General features: G+C 69.6%; 19 protein-coding genes. 4 read left to right on the top strand and 15 right to left on the bottom strand.

Annotated features, from left to right (window positions below):
- Positions 1 to 30: 30 nt before the first annotated feature.
- The 8 genes from ACFXMF_RS05395 to ACFXMF_RS05360 form a co-directional block, all read right to left on the bottom strand.
- Positions 31 to 1,230, bottom strand: coding sequence for a cytochrome P450 (locus ACFXMF_RS05395; RefSeq protein WP_360310410.1), 1,200 nt, complete (start codon positions 1,228 to 1,230; stop codon positions 31 to 33).
- A complete protein-coding gene (locus tag ACFXMF_RS05390; RefSeq protein ID WP_379988683.1) occupies positions 1,227 to 3,056 on the bottom strand; it encodes a non-ribosomal peptide synthetase in 1,830 nt (609 codons plus the stop codon). Before ACFXMF_RS05390 ends, ACFXMF_RS05395 begins: the two co-directional genes overlap by 4 nt.
- Positions 3,053 to 4,123 (bottom strand): LLM class flavin-dependent oxidoreductase, encoded by a 1,071-nt coding sequence (locus tag ACFXMF_RS05385; protein WP_360310414.1) that lies wholly within the window; start codon positions 4,121 to 4,123, stop codon positions 3,053 to 3,055. The genes ACFXMF_RS05390 and ACFXMF_RS05385 overlap by 4 nt, the downstream gene beginning before the upstream one ends.
- Positions 4,120 to 4,731 carry a flavin reductase family protein gene (locus ACFXMF_RS05380; protein ID WP_360310416.1) on the bottom strand — a complete coding sequence of 204 codons (612 nt, stop codon included), beginning with the start codon at positions 4,729 to 4,731 and terminating at the stop codon, positions 4,120 to 4,122. Before ACFXMF_RS05380 ends, ACFXMF_RS05385 begins: the two co-directional genes overlap by 4 nt.
- Positions 4,732 to 4,759: 28 nt before the next feature.
- Complete coding sequence (locus tag ACFXMF_RS05375; protein WP_379988685.1) at positions 4,760 to 6,352, bottom strand: tryptophan halogenase family protein; 1,593 nt, start codon at positions 6,350 to 6,352, stop codon at positions 4,760 to 4,762.
- A gap of 285 nt (positions 6,353 to 6,637) precedes the next feature.
- Positions 6,638 to 7,522 (bottom strand): sigma-70 family RNA polymerase sigma factor, encoded by an 885-nt coding sequence (locus ACFXMF_RS05370; RefSeq protein ID WP_360310420.1) that lies wholly within the window; start codon positions 7,520 to 7,522, stop codon positions 6,638 to 6,640.
- A 263-nt stretch (positions 7,523 to 7,785) separates the two neighbouring features.
- Positions 7,786 to 8,280, bottom strand: coding sequence for a helix-turn-helix domain-containing protein (locus tag ACFXMF_RS05365; protein WP_360310422.1), 495 nt, complete (start codon positions 8,278 to 8,280; stop codon positions 7,786 to 7,788).
- 263 nt (positions 8,281 to 8,543) lie between these two features.
- Positions 8,544 to 10,130 (bottom strand): MFS transporter, encoded by a 1,587-nt coding sequence (locus ACFXMF_RS05360; RefSeq protein WP_360310424.1) that lies wholly within the window; start codon positions 10,128 to 10,130, stop codon positions 8,544 to 8,546.
- 144 nt (positions 10,131 to 10,274) lie between these two features.
- On the opposite strand from ACFXMF_RS05360, the gene sigJ reads away from it, so the two are divergent.
- Complete coding sequence (sigJ, locus tag ACFXMF_RS05355; RefSeq protein WP_360310426.1) at positions 10,275 to 11,162, top strand: RNA polymerase sigma factor SigJ; 888 nt, start codon at positions 10,275 to 10,277, stop codon at positions 11,160 to 11,162.
- Between the two features lie 121 nt (positions 11,163 to 11,283).
- Here the strand turns inward: sigJ and ACFXMF_RS05350 are convergent, their stop codons facing one another.
- The 3 genes from ACFXMF_RS05350 to ACFXMF_RS05340 all read right to left on the bottom strand — a co-directional run bounded on the left by ACFXMF_RS05350 (position 11,284) and on the right by ACFXMF_RS05340 (position 14,098).
- The gene (locus tag ACFXMF_RS05350; RefSeq protein WP_360310428.1) at positions 11,284 to 12,588 is read right to left on the bottom strand and encodes a cation:proton antiporter; all 1,305 of its coding nucleotides are present in this window, start codon (positions 12,586 to 12,588) and stop codon (positions 11,284 to 11,286) included.
- Between the two features lie 9 nt (positions 12,589 to 12,597).
- Positions 12,598 to 12,804 (bottom strand): ferredoxin, encoded by a 207-nt coding sequence (locus tag ACFXMF_RS05345; protein WP_360310430.1) that lies wholly within the window; start codon positions 12,802 to 12,804, stop codon positions 12,598 to 12,600.
- A 97-nt stretch (positions 12,805 to 12,901) separates the two neighbouring features.
- On the bottom strand, positions 12,902 to 14,098 hold the full coding sequence (locus ACFXMF_RS05340; RefSeq protein ID WP_379989966.1) for a cytochrome P450: 1,197 nt from the start codon (positions 14,096 to 14,098) through the stop codon (positions 12,902 to 12,904).
- Positions 14,099 to 14,290: 192 nt separating this feature from the next.
- Between ACFXMF_RS05340 and ACFXMF_RS05335 the strand changes: the two genes are divergently transcribed.
- The 3 genes from ACFXMF_RS05335 to ACFXMF_RS05325 all read left to right on the top strand — a co-directional run bounded on the left by ACFXMF_RS05335 (position 14,291) and on the right by ACFXMF_RS05325 (position 16,565).
- Complete coding sequence (locus tag ACFXMF_RS05335) at positions 14,291 to 15,103, top strand: thioesterase II family protein (RefSeq protein WP_379989967.1); 813 nt, start codon at positions 14,291 to 14,293, stop codon at positions 15,101 to 15,103.
- Positions 15,091 to 15,867, top strand: a complete 777-nt coding sequence (locus ACFXMF_RS05330; protein WP_360310436.1) for a tryptophan 2,3-dioxygenase family protein — start codon at positions 15,091 to 15,093, stop codon at positions 15,865 to 15,867. Before ACFXMF_RS05335 ends, ACFXMF_RS05330 begins: the two co-directional genes overlap by 13 nt.
- A 110-nt stretch (positions 15,868 to 15,977) precedes the next feature.
- Positions 15,978 to 16,565: a flavin reductase family protein gene (locus tag ACFXMF_RS05325; RefSeq protein ID WP_360310438.1), complete on the top strand. Its 588-nt coding sequence runs from the start codon at positions 15,978 to 15,980 to the stop codon at positions 16,563 to 16,565.
- 133 nt (positions 16,566 to 16,698) lie between these two features.
- On the opposite strand, the gene ACFXMF_RS05320 is transcribed toward ACFXMF_RS05325, so the two are convergent.
- The 4 genes from ACFXMF_RS05320 to ACFXMF_RS05305 all read right to left on the bottom strand — a co-directional run bounded on the left by ACFXMF_RS05320 (position 16,699) and on the right by ACFXMF_RS05305 (position 18,685).
- Positions 16,699 to 17,136 carry a hypothetical protein gene (locus tag ACFXMF_RS05320; RefSeq protein WP_379989968.1) on the bottom strand — a complete coding sequence of 146 codons (438 nt, stop codon included), beginning with the start codon at positions 17,134 to 17,136 and terminating at the stop codon, positions 16,699 to 16,701.
- A 171-nt stretch (positions 17,137 to 17,307) separates the two neighbouring features.
- Positions 17,308 to 17,541, bottom strand: coding sequence for a hypothetical protein (locus ACFXMF_RS05315; protein ID WP_379989969.1), 234 nt, complete (start codon positions 17,539 to 17,541; stop codon positions 17,308 to 17,310).
- Entirely contained in the window at positions 17,538 to 17,867 is a 330-nt protein-coding gene (locus tag ACFXMF_RS05310; RefSeq protein ID WP_360310444.1) for a DUF6247 family protein, read from the bottom strand. The genes ACFXMF_RS05315 and ACFXMF_RS05310 overlap by 4 nt, the downstream gene beginning before the upstream one ends.
- A gap of 602 nt (positions 17,868 to 18,469) precedes the next feature.
- Positions 18,470 to 18,685 carry a hypothetical protein gene (locus ACFXMF_RS05305; RefSeq protein ID WP_379989970.1) on the bottom strand — a complete coding sequence of 72 codons (216 nt, stop codon included), beginning with the start codon at positions 18,683 to 18,685 and terminating at the stop codon, positions 18,470 to 18,472.
- Positions 18,686 to 18,990 lie beyond the last annotated feature (305 nt).

Genomic DNA, 18,990 nt, shown 5'->3' with positions numbered 1-18,990 from the left:
GACCTCTGCGATCACCCATGTGCGGGCCGATTACCAGGCCACCGGAAGCTCGCGCACGCCGTACGCCACGCCGTCGTGTTTGAACGGCACGTCGTCGAAGTCGATCGCGAGTCGCAGGGTCGGAATGCGCCGGTAGAGCGTCCCGTAGACCACCTGTAGTTCCAGCGCGGCCAGCGGTCGACCGAGACAGTGGTGTGGGCCGTATCCGAAGGCCAGGTGGTGCTGGGCGTCGCGGCCGAGGTCGAGCCGGTCCGGGTCGGGGAAGTTCTCCGGGTCGCGATTGGCCAGTTCGCTGGCCAGGATGATGCCCTCCCCGGCGCGGATGATTGTGTCGCCGACCGCGATGTCCCGGATGGCGACCCGCCGCCGGCCGGAGTGCGAGATGTTGAGGTAGCGCAGCAGTTCGTCGACCGCGCCTTCCACCACCCGGCGGTCCTCGGTGCCGCGCAGCAGTTCCAGTTGGTCCGGATTGCGCAACAACGCCAGTGTGCCCAGCGCGATCATGTTCCCGGTGGTCTCCAGTCCGGCCACCAGCAGGGTCACCGCGATGTAGGAGAGTTGCTCCTCGCTCAGTTCGCCGGTGCGCACCTGGGCCTCGATCACCGAGGAGATCAGGCCGTCCGCCGGTTCCTTCTTCTGCCGCTCGATCAGCTCCCGCAGATAGCTGCGCAGCGCCTCCTGGGCGCCGACCATCGCCGCGGGCTCACTGTCCCGATGCAGCATGCGCGACGTCTGATCCTGGAAGAACTCGTGGTCGGCGTAGGGCACTCCGAGCATCCGGCAGATCACCTGGGTCGAGGTGGGGAAGGCGAAGCGGCTAACCAGGTCGGTCGGATTCGGCCCGGCGAGCAGGTCGTCGATCAGGCCGTCGACGATGTTCGTTACGTCGCCGCGCAGCGCCTCGATGTTGCGGATGGCGAACGGCAGCGACACCATCCGGCGTTGCCGGGCGTGCTCGGGGTCGTCCAGGGCGACGAAGGAGCGCCCGTCCTTGCGCCGCTCCCGGCTGCCCTCGTCGAAGTGCGGGTAGCCCGGTGTCGTCGAGTCGGCGCTGACCCGGGGGTCGACCAGGAGCTTGCGCCCGAGGTCGTAGCCGGTGACCAGCCAGGGTGTGCTGCCGTCCCACAGGGTGACGCGGGTCAGTTCGTCCAACGCGCGCATGCTGCCGGCCGGGTCGAACGGGCAGGCGGCGTCCTTGCGGATCGGGAAGCGGATCAACTCTTCGTTCACGGCATCTCCTTCTGTTGCCGCGCCGTGCCGCTCCCGGTGGGCGGCTCTGCTTCGGCGGTTGTCGGTGGCTGGATGCGTCCGTGCAGGAATCGGGCTATCTCCCCCAGGTCGCCCGCCTCCAGGACCGTCCGGATCGGCAGGCGCACACCCAGTTCCTCGCGCACCGCGCCGATCAGCCGGCCCGCGATCAGCGAGTTGCCGCCCAGGTCGAAGAAGTTCGCGTCGAGATCGACCGTCGACAGGCCGAGCAGGCGCGCGACCACGTCACCCAGCAGGGCGTCGGGCGTGCGCGGCCCGGCCGGCGGTGCGGGCGGCTCCGGCGCGTCCGCGTCGCTCGGCGCGCCCAGGGCTCGCCGGTCCACCTTCCCGTTGGGCAGGGTGGGGAATTCGTCGAGCACGGTGATCCGCGTCGGGACCATGAACTCCGGTAGCGCGGCGGCCAGTTCGGTGCGCAGCGCGGCAGGGTCGAGGGTGGCGCCCGGGTGCGCGGTCAGATAGGCCACCAGTCGCGCGTCGGCGAGTTCGCCCTCGACGACCACCGCGGCCAGGGCCACGTCCGGTTGCCCGGTCAGGCAGGTCTCGATCTCGCCGAGTTCGACGCGGAACCCGCGCAGCTTGATCTGCCCGTCGACCCGGCCGGCGAAGTGGAACCGACCGTCGGCGTCGCGCCGACCCAGATCGCCGGAGCGGTACATCCGCGCGCCGGGTGGGCCGAACGGGTCGGGCAGGAAGCGCGACGCGGTCAACTCCGGGCGGTTGACATAGCCTCGGGCCAACCCCGAACCGGCCAGGTAGAGCTCGCCTTCCCGGCCGTCGGGCACCGGCCGCAGGTGCTCGTCCAGCACCCGGACCCGGGTCCCGACCCACGGGAAGCCGATCCCGACGCCGTCCGCCTCGGTGATCGGCCCGGCGATCGTGGAGCCGACGGTGGCCTCGGTCGGCCCGTAGCCGTTGAACATCCGCCGCCCGGGTGCCCACTTGCGCAGCAGGGCGGGGGTGCAGGCGTCGCCGGTCGACATGATGGTGCCGCCCAGCAGGACACCTTCGCTGTCGGTGACGCTCAGCGCGGCCGGCGGCAGTACGGCATGGTCGATCTCGTACTTGGCCAGCGTCTCGTGCAGCGCGTCGCCGGGCAGCAGGTCCTCGTCGTCGGCCATCACCAGCGTGGCCCCGTGCAGCAGCGCGAGGGTGACGTCCCAGAAACCGGCGTCGAAACTCATCGAGGCCCACTGCAACACCCGGTCACCGAGGCCCGGCCGAAACCGCTGCGCCTGGGTCGCGACGAGGTCCGCGACGCCGTCGTGGCTGATCGCGACGCCCTTGGGGGTCCCGCTGGAGCCGGAGGTGTAGATCACGTACATCAGGTGCCGGTCCGTCAACGGCTCGCGGCGGTCGGCCTGGCGCACATCCGCGTCGTCGAAGGCGGCGCACGCGTCGGAGTCGAGGTCGATCTCCGCGAGTTCCACCCCGGGCACCCGCCCGCCGCCGGCACGCACGAGCAGCGTCGGGGCGGCGTCCTCGACCATGAACGCCTTGCGGGCCGCCGGGTAGCGGGGGTCCAGCGGCAGGTAGGCGCCGCCCGCCTTGAGGATCGCCAGCACGCTCACCACCAGCTCGACCGACCGGGGAACGGCCACGGCCACCAGGTGGTCCGGGCCCACGCCGCGGTCGATCAGCAGCCGGGCCAGCCGGTTGACCCGGCGGTTGAGATCGTCGTAGGTGAGCGCGGTGTCCTTGTAGAGCACCGCGAGCGCGTCCGGACTGCTCGCCACCTGTGCCTCGAAGAACTCGGGCACGGTACGCGGAGCCGATCGCCGCGTCGTCACCGCGTGCTCCCCAGGTAGGGGCGCACCTCGGAGGCGAACAACTTCAGGCTGCGTTCCATCGACTCCAACGGCTGCTGGCCGAAGTCGAGTTGGAACAGCACGATGTCGGTGTCCAACTCCTGTTCGATATGCCGCAGTTGCTCGATCGCGGTCTGCGGCGAGCCGACCACGGCCAGCCCGGCGTCCTCGCTCGGGCCGGCCTGGTGCTTGTCCACCACGGCCTCGCGGTAGCCCTCGTACGAGCTGGAGGTCCGGTCCCGCCAGGCGTTCGCGGCCGAGCCGAAGACGTCCCAGTGGCGGCGCAACGCGGCGGTGCCCTCTTCGATCGCCTCCTGGTCCGTTTCGGCGAGGTAGAGCGCGACACTGATGGCGACCCGGGGTTCGCGGCCGGCGTTGCCGGGCGCGGCGCGGAAGCGGGCCCGGTACAGGTCGATCATCTCCCGGACCTGGTCCACCTGTTCGCGGCTGGGCGCGGAGGCTATCAACAGGTTGTGGCCGGCGTCGCCGATCCATTCGAAGCTCGAACGGGTGAGCAACGCGGCGGCCCAGACCGGCGGGTGCGGCTCCTGGGTGGGCAACGGCAGGGAGTTCGCCGCCCGGTAGCGAAAGAACGGGGTGTCCTCGCTCACGTCCGACTCGGTCCACAGCCGCACCACCGCGTCGACGGTCGCCCGGAAACGATCCTTGCTGCTGTCCAGGTCGATGCCGAACGAGTCGAACTCGTACGGCAGGAACGCCCGCGCGAAGCCGACGTCCAGGCGCCCGTTGCTGAGTGCGTCGAGCTGCGCGGTGCGGGCCGCCAGTTGGATCGGGTGGTGGAAGGACGCCTGGATGCCGCCGGTCATCAGCCGGATCCTGCTGGTTCGCGCGGCCACGGCGGACAGGAAGGCGAGCGGGTCGGGGCAGTAGCCGCCGTAGGGATGCAGGTAGTGCTCGGTCATCTTGACGTATTCGAGCCCGAGGTTCTCCACCAGCTCGGACACGGTCAGCAGGTTCGTGTAGTAGTCACCGGCGCTACGCTGCTGCGGCGTCGTGTCCGGCAACAGGGAGATCCCGTAGCTCGTCATCGCGGCCTCTTCGTATCCGTGTGCGGCTGATCGTCCGTTGTCGTGGTGGTGGTGCACTCCCGCGAGCCGGCCCCGCCCGGGGTCAGGGACCAGTACTCGCGCATCCCGTAGACCAGCGGTCGCGGCAGCACGTCGCCCGCGGTGCTGACCTTGACCACCTCGCCGAACACGACGACGTGGTCGGCGACCGTCACCGACTTGGTGACCCGGCAGTCCGCGATGGTGTGCGCGTCCTGCACCAGGTGGGGTCCGCCGAAGCCGGGTCGCATGGTCCACGCGACCCGCTCGAAGCGATCCGGGCAACGGGCGGCGAACAGTTCGGCCGTCGCGCGGGCCTGATCGTCGAGCAGGTTCACGGTGAAGGCCCGCGTCCTGGTCAGGACGGCGAGGGTGCGGCCGGCCTGCTGGGCGCACACCAGCAGGGTCGGCGGGCTGGCCGACACACTGGCGATCGCGGTGCAGGTCATGCCGTGCAGCGGACCGCCCGGCTCGGCGGCGGTGAGCACCGACACACCGGCCGGAAAGGCCGCCATCAGGTTTCTGAACTCGCTTGTGGACACCGGCTCCGTCGCAACGCGGCGATCGGCCTCGGCGATGGGAATCGACATGGTGGTTGCAGCACCTCCTGGTGTGCTGTCACGCGCTGGGAACGAGGCGCCCGCCGGCGGCCCCGCCGTGCCGGGCGACCTGGTGGGCCAGGTACTCGTACTGCCCGGGCAGGCGCTCGATCAGGGCCGAAGCCTGCTTGCGCACCCGCTCGAACTCGTTGCGCGCGGTGGTCGGATCCAACTGGTCGAGCACCGGCAGCGACCGGACCGGCAGCCCGCCGAGGCCCAGGATCATGGCGGTGTACGAGTACGGTTCGAAGCCGTGGAAGCGCGGGAAGACGGAGTTCTCGTCCGGCAGCGTGGCGCTCCATTGCTCCAGGCGCTCGGCCAGGCCGTCGGGCACCGCCCGGGTCTTGGTGTCCCGCCAGTAGTCGTTGTCCGCCCGAGCCGCGGCGTAGTAGTGCAGGAACAGGAACTCCCGTACCCCGTCCATGACTCCGCTCACCTGGTGGTTGTAGGCCCGGCGCAGCGGCTCGTCGTCCCGGGTGCCCGGGAAGTGCTTGACCAGTTGCTCCACCCCGTTTTGGATGAAGAAGATGCCGGTGGACTCCAGCGGCTCGACGAAGCCGCTGGACAGGCCGATGGCCACGCAGTTCTTGACCCATGACCGGGCGCTGCGGCCGATCCGCATCTTGATGTGATTGGCGGCCAGGTCGGCACTCTTGGGGCCGACGAACCTGCGCAGCGTGCGCTCCGCCTCCTCCGGCGTGGTGTAGTCGCTGGAGTAGACGTAGCCGGTGCCGAGCCGGTCGAACAGCGGAATGGTCCAGATCCAGCCGGCGTCCTGTGCCGAGGCCGTCGTGCAGGGCCGCATGCCGCCGGCGGCGACGTCCACCGGGACGCGCAGGGCCACCGCGCTGTCGTTCGGCAGGGAATCCTGGTACGAGACGAACGGCTCGCCCAACTTCTGGTTCAGCAATAGACCGCGGAACCCGGTGCAGTCGACGAACAGGTCGCCGCCGAGCGGCCCGTGCTCCTTGGTCAGTACGTCCGTGATGTAGCCGTCGGCGTCCAGGCGCACGTCGACCACGTCGTCCCGGACGTGTCGCACGCCGCGTTCGACGCCGTACTCGGCCAGGAATCCGGCGAGCAGGGTGGCGTCGAAGTGGTAGGCGTACGGGAATTGGGTGCTCTGGCCCTCGGGGGTCGCGCGGGACATGTCCTGTGCGTCGCCGGTGGTGAAGTCCCCTTCGAACAGGCCCCCGTCCAGGTGGCGGGGCGAGCGCTTGGCGTCGCAGAGTGCGGCCAGCACGGAGCAGTCCCGGTCGAACCGGTCGGACGGGCGGTCCCGCAGCCACCATTCGGCGAGCGGGAAGCCCTCGACCACGCGGGGTCGTTCGAAGGGGTGGTAGAAGTGGTGGCCCGGGGCGCGCCAGTTCTCGAATCGGATGGCGAGTTTGTACGAGGCGTGGCAGCGGGGCATCCACTCCGGTTCGGTCAGCCCCAGGTGCCGGAAGAATTTCCGGACGGTGCTGAACGTGGCCTCGCCCACTCCGATGGTGGGCACGGCCTTCGATTCCACGAGTGTGACCGACAGTCGATCACCGAAGCTCGCCTTGAGATGGGTGGCGGTCATCCAGCCGGCTGTACCTCCGCCGACGATCACTACGTTCTCGATCATGATTCCCGTCTTGGTCGATGCCTCGAATGGGACGGGACCCGGCGATTCGGTATGAGACTCCAGCGGGATCCCGGTAATGCACCCGACTCTGACACGGGCGTCCACAGGGTCGGTCGACGGGAAAAGATTCACGAAAGACGCGCTTCTTTCCGGCCGGGGCGACCGCGGATATGCGGGTGATCTTTCACCGACCGGCTCGGTTGCCCGGACCGGTCCGGTGTGTTGCCGGTTATCCCCGGGATCGATAAACGGATCACCGTATTCCGCTGCGCGGCGTCGGGGGCGTCAGGGTTCGGGCAACAGCCGTATGCGCAACGGTTCCAGCCAGGCGCGACCCGCGAGCAGTTCGTACTCCCGGACCCGACCGTCCTCGATGGCGAAGCGAATGACGAGTCGCAGCCGCCCTTCCGGCGCGACCAGCAGGCCGACGCGGCCGTCGATCATCGCGAGTTCGACGTGTTCGGCGGCGGCGCAGAAGTGGCTGATCTCGCGAGCGACGGGTCCCGCGCCGCGCACCTCGCTCGGGTGGTTCGCCGAGACGGCCGCGGCGTCGACGCGCCGCACCACGTCCGGAGCCAGGCGCGCGGCGATCTTGGCGGTGTCACCGGTGCGGGCTGCGGCGAGGAAGGCGGCCACCACCTCGCGGTGTTGGGCCAGTTCGACCGACCGGCGATGCTCGTGCGGTTCCCGCACCTTGTGCCGGGCCCGGCTGGCGAGCTTCTTGGCCGCCGCCTCGCTCCGGCCCAGGGTCGCGCCGATCTCGTCGAAGGGCACGCCGAACATGTCGTGCAGTACGAACGCCACCCGCTCGGCGGGGCTGAGGGCGTTCAGGACGACGAGCAGCGCGATGCCGACGGATTCGGCTTCGAGCACCCGCTGTTCGGGATTGCCGCTCGTCACACCCGTGGCCGGGGGCGGCAGCGGATCGCTCGGCTCCTCGGTGCACACGTGTCGGCCGCGCAGTATGTCCAGGCAGATACGGGAGACCACGGTGCGCAGCCAGCCCGGCAGGTTCCGCACCGACGCGGCGTCGACCCGCTCCAGCCGCAGCCAGGTGTCCTGCACCGCGTCCTCCGCCTCCTCGCGCGAACCGAGCATGCGGTAGGCGAGGGCGAGCAGGTCCCTGCGGTTGTCCTCGAAGCACGTTGCCAGGAATTGGCGCTGGTCCATCGGTCACCTTTCCGGTGTGCAATCCGTCGTACAGATGACCCTGAGGTAACGGGTCGTGTGACGAATGCCTGACGAGGAAAGGTGCCATGGCCATCCAAAGCGACGAGACCGTCGGGATTCGCCCTGTGTGCGGACCTCGTTCACGTCCCGAACCCGACGGGCCCCGAGCCCCCGTCCTCTGCCCGGCTAGGGATCGGGCAGAGGACGGGATCGTCCGCCACGCCGGCGACGAGGCGCCCGGCGTCGGCCGGTCCGGTGGCGGGTTACATGGTCTCGGGTTCGAGGATGTAACCGCGTCCCCAGATGGTTCGGATGCTGAGGCGTACCGAGGCGATGCGGCGGCGCAGTCGCATGATCTGAAGATCGAGAGCGTTTCTGGTGATCTTCCCGGTCAATTCGATCAACTGTTCCTCGAGCTCCGCGCGATAGACCACTTCGCCGTAGTGCGCGACGAACTGTTCCATCAGACCCGCCTGCGTGCTGGAGATGGCCACCGAGTCCGTACCGAAGTAGAGCACTCCGGTGGAGTCGACGGCCGGAATTATGAGCCCGTGCGCACGTTGTGTTAACGCTTGGATCCGGGCTTCGACATCTTCCCGAGGGGCCGGCGTTCTGATCCAGTCCTCCGAGGGATCAACGCAGATGGGAGCCCGATTTCCGGCCTCCACGACGAGAAGGCAGGGAATGCCCGCCTTCTTGCAATCGTCTCGCGTGCTCGCCTCGATGGGCCAGCGCACCAACTTGACGCTCTTGCTCAAGGGTGTCCCCCAATGCACAGAGTTCTGTTGTCGATATTCCCTTTTTGCACCCCATGGTTCACGCGATCCTGCAAATCGGATGGTACGTACGAAAAAAGCAGACCGAGGCCGGGATGCCACGCCGCGGCTCCAGATGTGTACCCACCCGGATTGGATTTCTCATTTCCCCGGACGCCATTTTTCACCGGGCGCCGAAGTCGCGTGTTCGCGGAGCATGGAGCTCCGCGAACACGCTGCCCCGGCGGACGGGACGATGGAACGAGTCACCGCGAACGATCGCTGAGCGCCTCACTCTCCCGGGGGCTTTCCGACTCCGGCTTCGCCTGCGGCCCCACGGCCACCGAACGCACGGCCCGCTGTCGGAACCCCGCGTACGCGACGGCGGCCGCGACCAGGGTGCAGGCCGAGGCCAGTCCGACGGCCATCTGGTAGCCGTGCAGGAAGGAATCGATCGCGGTCTGCTTGACCGAGGGGCCCAGCGTGTCCACGACCTTTTCCACCCGCCCGCCGCCGACGTTCTGCGCCTGCTGCGTGGCCTGGGCGTGCCGGACGCCGTCCAGGCCGGAGGTCTTGCTCCGCCACGAGGAGGTCGCCATGTTGACCCCGACGGTGCCCAGCACCGCCAGGCACACCGAGGAGCCGATCTGCCGGGAGGCGTTCAGGACGCTGGAGGCCGCGCCCGAGACCCCTGCGGGCACGTCGCGCATGGCCGCGTGGGTCGTGGCCGGGACGAACGTGCCGAACCCTCCGCCGTAGAGCGCGAATCCCAGCGCGCTGACCGCGAACGGGGTGGTCCCCGCCCGGCTGAGCAGGAGCACACCGACCGCGGCGACCACCGTGCCGCTGACGGTCACCACCCACGTCTTGAACCGGGCGTCCAGGCGCCCGCCGAACTGCGCCATGACCAGGAACGGGATGTTCATGAACAACCACGACAGGCCGGTGCGCATCACGGACCAGCCCGCGACGTTCTGGAAATACAGCGTCACCCAGAACAACGCGCCGGTCATTCCGCCGTAGCAGAGCATGTAGATGCCCGAGGCGCTCACGAAGCTGCGCGCGCGCAACAGCGCGGGCGGCAACATCGCGTGCGGGATGCGGCGCTCCCACCAGAAGAACGCGGCCAGCAACACGGCTCCGGCGACCAGGGGTAGGGCCACCAGCGTCGAGCCCCAGGGGTGGGCGGAGGACTCGACGAAGCCGAGCGTGAGGCAGACCAGCGCCAGGCCGCTGATCGTCATGCCCGGCACGTCCAGCTTCCGGGCCCGCGGATTGCGCGATTCGCGGACCGCGACGACCGTGCAGACGATGCCCAGGGCGGCGAACGGCAGATTGATCCAGAACACCGACTGCCAACCGAAGAAGGTCAGCAGGATGCCGCCGCCGACCGGTCCGGCGCCGAAGCCGGTGCCGCCGATCGCGGCCCAGGCGCCGATCGCGCCGGCCCGCTGTTCCTGCGGGTACGTCTCCATGATGATGGGCAGGCCCAGGGCGAGCATCGCCGCGCCGCCGACGCCCTGCAGGGCGCGGAAGGCGATCAGTGAATTCGCGTCCCAGGCAAGGGCGCAGGCGACCACACCGATGGTGAAGACCACCATGCCGGTGAGGAACACCCGCTTACGGCCGTAGCGGTCGCCGAGGGCGCCGCCGGCCGGGATGATCGCCGCCAGGCTCAGTGAGTAGGCGCCGATCACCCACTCCAACTGCGCGGCGCTCATGTGCAGTTCGTTCTGCACGGAGGGAAGTGCCACGTTCACGATGGTCAGGTCGAGCGAGGTCATGAACGTCGCCATGCACATCGCGAACAGGACCAGGCGGCGATGTTGCGTCTCGGTGAGTCGGAGGCTCATGTGCCCTCCCGGTCGGTCGTCGGGCACAGTGCCGACCCGACTACGCTATGCGATGTGGTGATCATCCGTACTCCCAGTGAATCCGTGACTGCCAGGTCCTGACCGCCCACTGGTAATGACCCCTGTCGCCCGAGGAGTGTGACCGTGTCCGATCCCGATCAGCTTGCGGAGCAGTTCGAGCTCGCCCGGCCACGGCTCGGCACGGTCGCCTATCGCATGCTGGGTTCGCATGCCGAGGCCGAGGACGCGGTCCAGGAGAGCTGGATCAGACTCAGCCGCACGGACGCGGACGAGGTGGAGTCGCTCCCGGCGTGGCTGACGACCGTGGTCAGCCGGATCTGCCTCAACGTGCTGCGCTCCCGTGCGGCCCGGCCGGAGGATCCGATCGGGCTGCGGCTGCCCGATCCCGTGCTCGGCCGGGAGGAGACCTTCGGCCCCGAGGACGATGCGCTGCTGAACGATTCGGTCAGCCTCGCGCTGATGATCGTGCTGGACACGCTGGCGCCGACCGAGCGGGTCGCCTTCGTCCTGCACGACATGTTCCATCTGACGTTCGACGAGGTGGCGAAGGTGGTCGGGCGCTCCACGGTCGCGGCGCGTCAGCTCGCCAGCCGGGCGCGCCGACGGGTGCAGGGCGCCTCGGCGAGCTCGGCGGACGGCGACTTCGCGACCCGGCGCCTGCTGGTCGACGCGTTCTTCGCCGCGGCGCGGGGCGGGGATCTCGACGCGCTGGTGGCCCTGTTGGATCCGGACGTCGAGTTGCGCGCGGACGGCGGGCGTACCCTCGTCTCCGCCTCGGCCGTGGTCCGGGGGGCCGGGCCCACCGCGCAGCGGGCGGCGTTGTTCCGGCAGCCCGGGGTGGTGGTGCGGGCCGTGCTGGTCAACGGCTCGCCCGGCGCGCTGGTGGAGCGGGACGGGCGGCCGGTCTCGGTGATGGGGTTCGCCATCGCGCGGGGCCGGATCGTCGGGATCCAGATCCTGCTGGATCCCGACCGGCTGGGGGCGATGGATCTGGCGGCGCTGCACGGGTAGCGGGCGCGGGGTGGCCTGCGTGGGCGCTGTGTGGGTGGCCTGCGCGGGCCGGCTGCGCGCGGGCGGCCGGCGCAGGCGGCTTCCGTGCGCGGCTGCTGCGGGCGGGCGGCCGGGAGGTCCGTCAGGACACGCCGACCAGCTTCTCGCTGCGCCGCAGGCGGGCCCGTTCCTGCTCGTTGACCTCGATGCGTGAAAGGGCCCGGCGAAGTACCGGCGGGGTCATCATCGTGGTGCTGATCGCGATCAGTACCACGATGGTGTAGGCGGCGGTGTTCAGCACGCCCAGTTGCAGTCCGATCCCGGCCACGATGATCTGAATGACCCCGCGCGCGTTCATCCCGGCGCCGAGCACGAGCGCGGTGCGATGGTCGAGACCGGCCAGTCGGGCGCCGAGGAAGGCCCCGGCGAACTTGCCCACGACGGCCACGGCCAGCGCGCACAGCGCGGCCAGGGCGATCACGGGTCTGCCCAGCACGGTCAGATCCAGCCGCAGGCCGGCCTCGGCGAAGTACAGGGGGGCGAACACCGACAACGTGACCGCGCGCAACGGCGCCAACCGGCCCACCGTTTCTCGGGTGCAGGTGCCGATCAGCAGGCCGCCGACGAGCGCGCCGAAGGACGCCTCCATGCCTGCGGCCTGGGTCAGCGCCGCGCTGCCCAGGATCACCACGGTCGCGGTGGCGATGGTCGTCCCCGCCGCGGTCACCCTGGCCATCAGCCACCCAATGGCCGGCCGGACGATCAGCGTCGCGCACACCACGATCAGCAACAGCCAACAGACCGGCTTCACCACCGAGACGACGGTGAGGCCGCCCACAGCCGCGGCGGACGCCACGGACAACAACATCCAGCCGCTGACGTCGTCCACCACCGCGACGGCGATGGTCAGTTGGCCGAGGTCGCGGTGCAACAGGCGCATGTCGGCGAACATCTTGGCGATCACCGGCAGGGCGCTGACGCACATCGCCACCCCGACGAAGAACGCGAACAGGCCGCGATCGTGATCGGCGGGCAGCAGGCTCGCGGGCGCCGCGAAGCCGATGGCGACCCCCAGGGCCAGCGGGATGAGCAGACCGAGGAGGCCCACGCCGAGCGAGGTCCGACCCTTGCGGCGCACCAGGCCGAGATCGATCTCCAACGCGGTCACGCCCACGAGCAGGATCACTCCGATCTGCCCGACCGCGTCCAGCAGGTGCGTCTGCGGTGCGGACGAGGTCTCGAGCCAGTCCCGAAGCCCGGGCGCGAGCCCGCCCAGCACCGATGGCCCCAGCAGGACGCCCGCGGACAACTCGCCCAGGAGGGCGGGCAGTCCGAGCCGCTCGGCGAGCCGGCCGAGCAGCAGTGCCACACACAACAGCGTCGACACTTGAACCAGGAGCAGCAGGAGCGAATGGCCGCCCAGGGGCGCGGCGGTGTCGGACGGCATGACGTGCTCCTAGGCGTCGGATTCGGGGAGCACGGCGATCGCCCGAGACGGGCAGACGCGCGCCGCGTGCCGCACTCGGTCCTCGAGTTCGCCGGGCACGTCCTGGCGGAGCAGGTGCACGATGCCGTCGTCCTCGCCCTGGTCGAACACCTCGGCCACCGCGAGTACGCACATTCCGGAGCCGATACACCGCTGTTGGTCGGCGGTCACACGCATGACAGATCCTTTTCTCGCGTCGATTCCGATTCCGACGGTCGCATTCCACGGCCGGTCGCAATTCCACGGCCGGCCGCGCATTCCGCGACTGCTTGCGTCACCGCGGTGAAAAGCGCACCGGCAGGCTGCTGTACCCATTGAGGAAATTGGACTGGATCCGGGTCGGCGTCCCCAGGAGTTCGATCTCGGATACCGCGCCGACGAGCGCGCCCATCAGCGCGCGCAGTTCGACCCGACCGAGGAAGGCGCCCAGGCAGTAATGCGGGCCGTGTCCCAAGGCGACGTGCTTGTTCGGGGTTCGGGACAGCTCGAAACTGCGCGGCGCCGGAAAGACCCGCTCGTCGTTGTTCGCCGAGATGTTCCACAGGGACACGATCTCTCCCGCGCGCACCGCCTTGTCGCCGATGACCCGGTCGCGCACGGCGGTACGGGCGAAGTGCAACGAGGGCGTGGCCCAGCGCAGGGCCTCCTCGACGGCCGTGTCCGGGTCGATCCGCCCCGCGCGCAGGGCGTGCCACTGCTCCGGGGCCTCCGCCAGCGCCTTGACGGTGCCGACCGCCGACACCCGCGAGGACTCGTCGCCGCCGATGACCAGGCTGTAGCAGTTGAGGGCGACTTCCTCCAGGGTCAACGGCTCGCCGTCGATGGTCCCGGTCGCGATGGTGCTGACCACGTCGTCGCCCGGATGTGCGCGGCGGAAGGCGCCCAGATTCATGAAATACAGGACGAGTTCGTTGCGTGCTTCGAGGGAATCGAGTTCGTCGGCACCGGCGAGTGCGCCCTTGCTCCAGTCGAGCAGGTCGGGGCGATCCCGTTCGGGCACGGAGAGCAGATCGCAGATGGTGTTCATCGGCACGTGTTCCGCGACCCGGGTGGCGAAATCGAAGCTGCCCTCCTCGACCGCGGCGCCGATCAACGCGGTGGTGTACGCCTCGACTTCGCGTACGACCCGATTGAGCACCTTCGGCGAGAGGGCGCGCCACAGCAGGGCCCGCAACTGGCGATGCCGGGGTGGGTCGGTCACGGCCAGCATCTTCCCGCCGGCCGAGTCGTCGCCCCGAAGCAGCACGTCGAGCACGGTGCCGCGGCCGGAGCCCAGGGTCGCGGGATCCCGGTAACAGTCCACGACGCTGTCGTAGTCGGTGACCACCCAGAATCCGGGCAGATCACCCGACGCCTCGTGCCAGTACACCGGTTCGCGGGCCCGGGCCGCCGCGAAGAACTCGTAGGGATCGTGCTCGAAAAACGTGCGCGAATCGGTCAAATCAACCGAGGTGGCTGCCGCTGGGCTCATTGTTCGAAATCCCCATCGTAAAAGGTACCGACTCCGGCACGCGGATCCTTACACGCACCCGGGACCGTACGAACAAGTTGTGTCAGAGATCTGTCGCAGGCGACCGGGAATTGACGGAGAGTCGAAAGATTTCCTCGATGCATTCATCCGCCATGAGAACTTACGAAGGCATCGGAGCGGAGGAGTGAAAAGATGCCCGTTACACGCCGGAATTACTGCCTGCGGACTCTGACCGACGCACCGGTCACCCCGGCCACCCCGCAGCCCGTCGCGCGGCTCGTCTGTCTCCCCCACTCCGGCGGGACCGCCGCCGCCTACGCACCGTGGGCCGCGAGCCTGCGACCGGACATCGAGCTGCTCGCCGTGCAATACCCGGGGCACGGCGACCGCTTCGGCGAGCCGGCACCGGACGACGTGCGGACACTGAGCGCGGAACTCGACGCGGAGCTCTCACGACTGGACCCGCTGCCCACCTTCCTGTTCGGGCACAGCCTCGGAGCCCTGGTCGCCTACGAGAGCGCCCTCGCCCTCGCCGCCGACGGTCGGCCGCTGCACGGCCTGCTGGTGTCCGGTTGCCTGCCGCCGAGCAGGCAGGGCGGGGGCCGCACACACCTGTGCCCCGACGAGGAACTGTGGTCCGTGGTCTGCCGCATGGGCGGCGTCGACCCGGAGATCGCGGACAACCCCGACCTGGCGCAGGTACTGCTCCCGGTGCTGCGCGCGGACATCACCGCGCACGAACGCTACCGACCGGCTGCCCGGGCCACGCCGCTGCGCTGCCCCGTCCGCTGCCACCACGGCGCACAGGACCCCCTCGTCGACGGCACCGGGTTGGCCGGCTGGGACGCGGTCGGCAGCGGGACCTTCAGCCTGCTCGAACGACCGGGCGGACACTTCCACCCGTTCCGGGACCCGGCCGGGCTGGTGGCCGAGATCCTCGCCTTCATCGACGCCGCACTCGATTTTTCGGACTCTAGGACGCGGAGCCAACCATGGCCGACCTGAGCTATACCTCCTACCTCCAAACGGAGACACTGCTCGCGCTCCAGAAGACGCAGATCCCCGAGACGGCCGACCGGACCGTGGTCCTGGCCGAGCACTTCTTCATCGTCGCGCACCAGTCCTGCGAACTCTGGCTCAAACAAACCATCGCCGACCTGAACCTGGTCACCGAACTGCTGTCGACCTCCCCGTATCGCTCGACCCCCGCACATCGTTCGGCCAACGGGTATCGCCCGGCCTCCCCGTATCCCGGCGGCAACGGGATCGAGGTGAGCGTGGAACTCCTGCAACGGGCAAGCGAGTTACTGCGGGTACTGCACGAGCAGGTGATCGTCCTGGAGCGCCTCCAGCTCCGCCACTTCGTCGAGTTCCGGCCCTACCTCGGCACGGCCAGCGGAGCACAGTCGGATCAATTCCGCGTACTCGGCCGCCTGATCGGCGACAACAAGCGCGACGGAGAACTCTACGAAGCCTTCGTGCAGAGCGCCGCGCACCACGGGCACAGCGTGGCCGAGATCTGCCGCCTGGGCCCCGACATCGGCGGCCTGCACCGCGTCGCCGAGGCGCTTCTCGACGTCGGCAACGGCTACTGGCGATGGAAGGTGGCCCACCTCGGGCTGATGTCGAGGATGGTCGGCGGACAGGAGGGCACCGGCGGCACGACGGGGGAGGAATTCCTGATGCGCCGGATCACCCTCCCCTTCCCCGAACTCCGCCGGTTGCGCGGCTCACTCCACGCGGCGGAACTCACGAGCAGCCCGGCGTGACGTCGGCGGGCACCCTGCCCACCCCGGCGGCACAGGCGGCCTCCCCCGGCCGCGGACGTCCGGTCCCGATCCGAAACGGCTGACACATGCTGGAATTCGACGCAGCGGACATGACCACGCGGCAGCGCGAACGGCTGCTGCTGTGGAGCGTCGTCCCCCGACCGATCGCCATGGTCAGTACGGTCTCGCCGGACGGGGCGGTCAATCTCGCGCCCTTCTCCTACTACACCGCTGTGGGCTACTCCCCGATGGCGCTGCTGTTCTGCGCGGGCCGCCGCGCCGACGGCTCCGAGAAGGACTCGTGCCGCAACGCGCGACCACCGGCCGAGGGCGGCACCGGCGAGTTCACCGTCAACGTCCTGATCCAAAAACACGCCGAGGCCGCGACCGGCGCGGCGAAACCCATCCCCCACGGCCGATCCGAATACGAACTCGTCGGCCTGCTCCCCATCCCCGGCACCCGGGTGGGCAGCCCGCGCATCGACGGCTCACCCATCGCCTTCGAATGCCGAACCTCCGCCATAGTCCCGATCGGCGACCACTTCGTGGTCATCGGCGAGGTCGTCCACGTCACCGCCGAGGAAGACCTGCTCGACACCGACGACTTCCACGTCGACCTCACCCGCCTCGACGCCATCGGCCGGATGGGCGCCGCCGACTACCTCAAAACCCAGGACCGCTACACCCTCGACCCCTGACCCCACCCGAAGCCCAGGACAGGGTGCCGTCCTGGGCTTCCCGCGGCCCCGGCCGCCCGCCTGCCACGCGACCTCCGCAGGGTCGTCCGTCCGCAACAGAGGCATGAGCGGCCGGGCGCCGGCGATCCCATACCTACGGTGCGGGGAGGGGCGGGGAGACAACCTCCACCGCTACGCCTGCCACCCCTGCGTTCCTCAGGATGCTCGCGAGGAACTCGACCTCCAGGTGGGTCCCGGACCAACCGGACGCCATGGCCTGGCTCGTCATCGTCGACGCGGTCCTGAGGTCGACCTGGGATACCGCGCGAAATGCCTTGAGCAACTGGACTTTCGCCCGAGAAGAGTCCCCGACCACGAGTCTCCGAGCAGCGTGCTCGGCCAGAATTGCTTCTCTGACGAAATCCGGCGCCGGGTCCACCCCCTCGTCGTCGATGACGACCCCACAGCTCCCACAACACCGATCCACGGCCCAGTGCAGGACTTCGTCGTCCATGAATTGGGCGAACCACCCCTCGACGACCCCACCACAGTGACCACAATCCTCCGTGAACCGCGCACCTTGGGTGATCATTACGGCCATCCTTCGGAACAGACGGTCGTCCTCGGACGCGAGCTCGTCATTCCATCTGCGACGCGGGCTTCGACGGCGCCGTCGGCCACTTCCCGGCGGGCGGTCGCCTGGGCGATGTGCTCGTCGTGCATCTCGACACTCTACGAGGCGGGTCCCACAACGCCCCGTTGCTCAGCTGATCTGCACGATCGTGACGGTCACGCATCGATCCTCGATGATGAACGTCGCGGTGCCCTCCACGCAGAACGCATACTCGCGCATGTTGTCGGAGCGCGTGGGCGAGCCGACTCGCCAGGGGTCGGAGGCGAGGCGTCGGGTCATGTCGTCGTAGGCGCCGGTCACGTGGGCCGGCTGCCCTTTGAGCCAGCGCTGGACGGTGTAGGTGGACTCGACGCTGTAGCTCACGGGTGGTCTCCCCACTGTGTGCGGTCGGCCGGGACGGTGTCGACGGGCAGGCCGGCGTTGATCCGCCGGATGGTCTCTTCGGTTTCCGGCCAGTCGGGGCTGCGGCGCATGCGGACCTCGGATTGCCAGGGGCCGAGCATGTCGGCGAGGGGCTGGAGGTCTCCGCTGTCGCGGGCGGTGTCCAGGGCCTGGCCGTACTCCTTTTCGAACTCGTCGCGGAGGTCGGCGGGAAGTTCGGCGCGGATCTCGGCGGGGGTGGCGTGGTGGGTGCCGCCGAAGCCGATGGTGTGCCGGGGCCGACGGGGGTCGGTGGTCTGCTCGTCCATGCCGCCAGGGTGACACCGCACGGGTGGTAATCGGTAGCCGGCGCACACGGGTGGGTTACCCGCCGGCCGCGCGCCGGTCCAGTGCATCGAGCACACGGACCCACGGGTAGGTCGGGATGCGGCTGCCGCCCGTGCCCGGCGGGTGCGGCCGAAACCCGTCGGTGCCGTACAGGACCTCGACCCCGCATTCCCGAAGGGTCGCGACGGCCCGGTCGACAGCGGGTGGGCGGCCTGGGCGGCGTTCCAAAACGGCAGGGCGGCGATCGGCAAGCCGAGCCCGATCGCCTCGGTGAGAACCCTCAGGGCGTAGGTGTCGGCGTGTCCGTCCGCCCACTTGGTGACCGTGTTCATCGTCATCGGCGCCACGGCGACGGCGTCCGCCTTCGGCCACCGACCGGGCTCGTCCGCCCGCCGATAGCGGTGGCGGACGGGGCGGCCGGTCACTGCTTCGATGGCTGCGGGATCGACGAACCCGCCGCCCTCGGCCGCCGGCGTCGCGATCGTGCACACGTCTCAACCTCGTCCCTTGGCCGCCTCCACAAGGACACCGACCTGCGGCGCCGGCCCGGCCGCGCACACGACCAGGTACAGGACTCGATCGCTCACAGGGGTACTCCCGATCGGACGGCCAGGGGTCGCAGCTCCGGGAGGCGACCGTACTCGTCGCGACGCACCAACTCGCCGATGAGGTTCCGCGCGACGGTGCGGGAGCGGATCTCCTCGGGTGCCTGCTGCTCCTCCGCCGCGGGCAGGGCGATGCCGGCCCGCTCGGTGCGTCCGCAGACGGCGAGAGCCCGAGCGACGTCGAGCCGGAACACCGCCCCACGCTCGGCCGCTTCGAGGCCCGCGACGTCGACACCGCAGGCGCCTCGACAGCCTGCCCGGCGTCGCCCGGCGTGAGGGCGAGGGACACCCTGTGGACGCTGACGTTGATGGGGCCGAACGCGGTAAAGGCGCGGTTGCGGTCGCCGTCGAGCATGGCCGCCGCCTGTTGCGTCCGAACACCGTTCTTCCACTGGCGTGTTGATGATCCGCCCCCCGCGAAACGCCTGCCCGAGCTCGCGAACCGGTGAAGAGCATCTTGCGATGTGTGCGATTCCCGGCGGAGGCGAGAGCGGGGATT

This window comes from Embleya sp. NPDC059213 (assembly GCF_042754445.1).
Lineage (GTDB): Bacteria > Actinomycetota > Actinomycetes > Streptomycetales > Streptomycetaceae > Embleya.
This window is presented reverse-complemented; position numbering and strand designations above follow the sequence as displayed.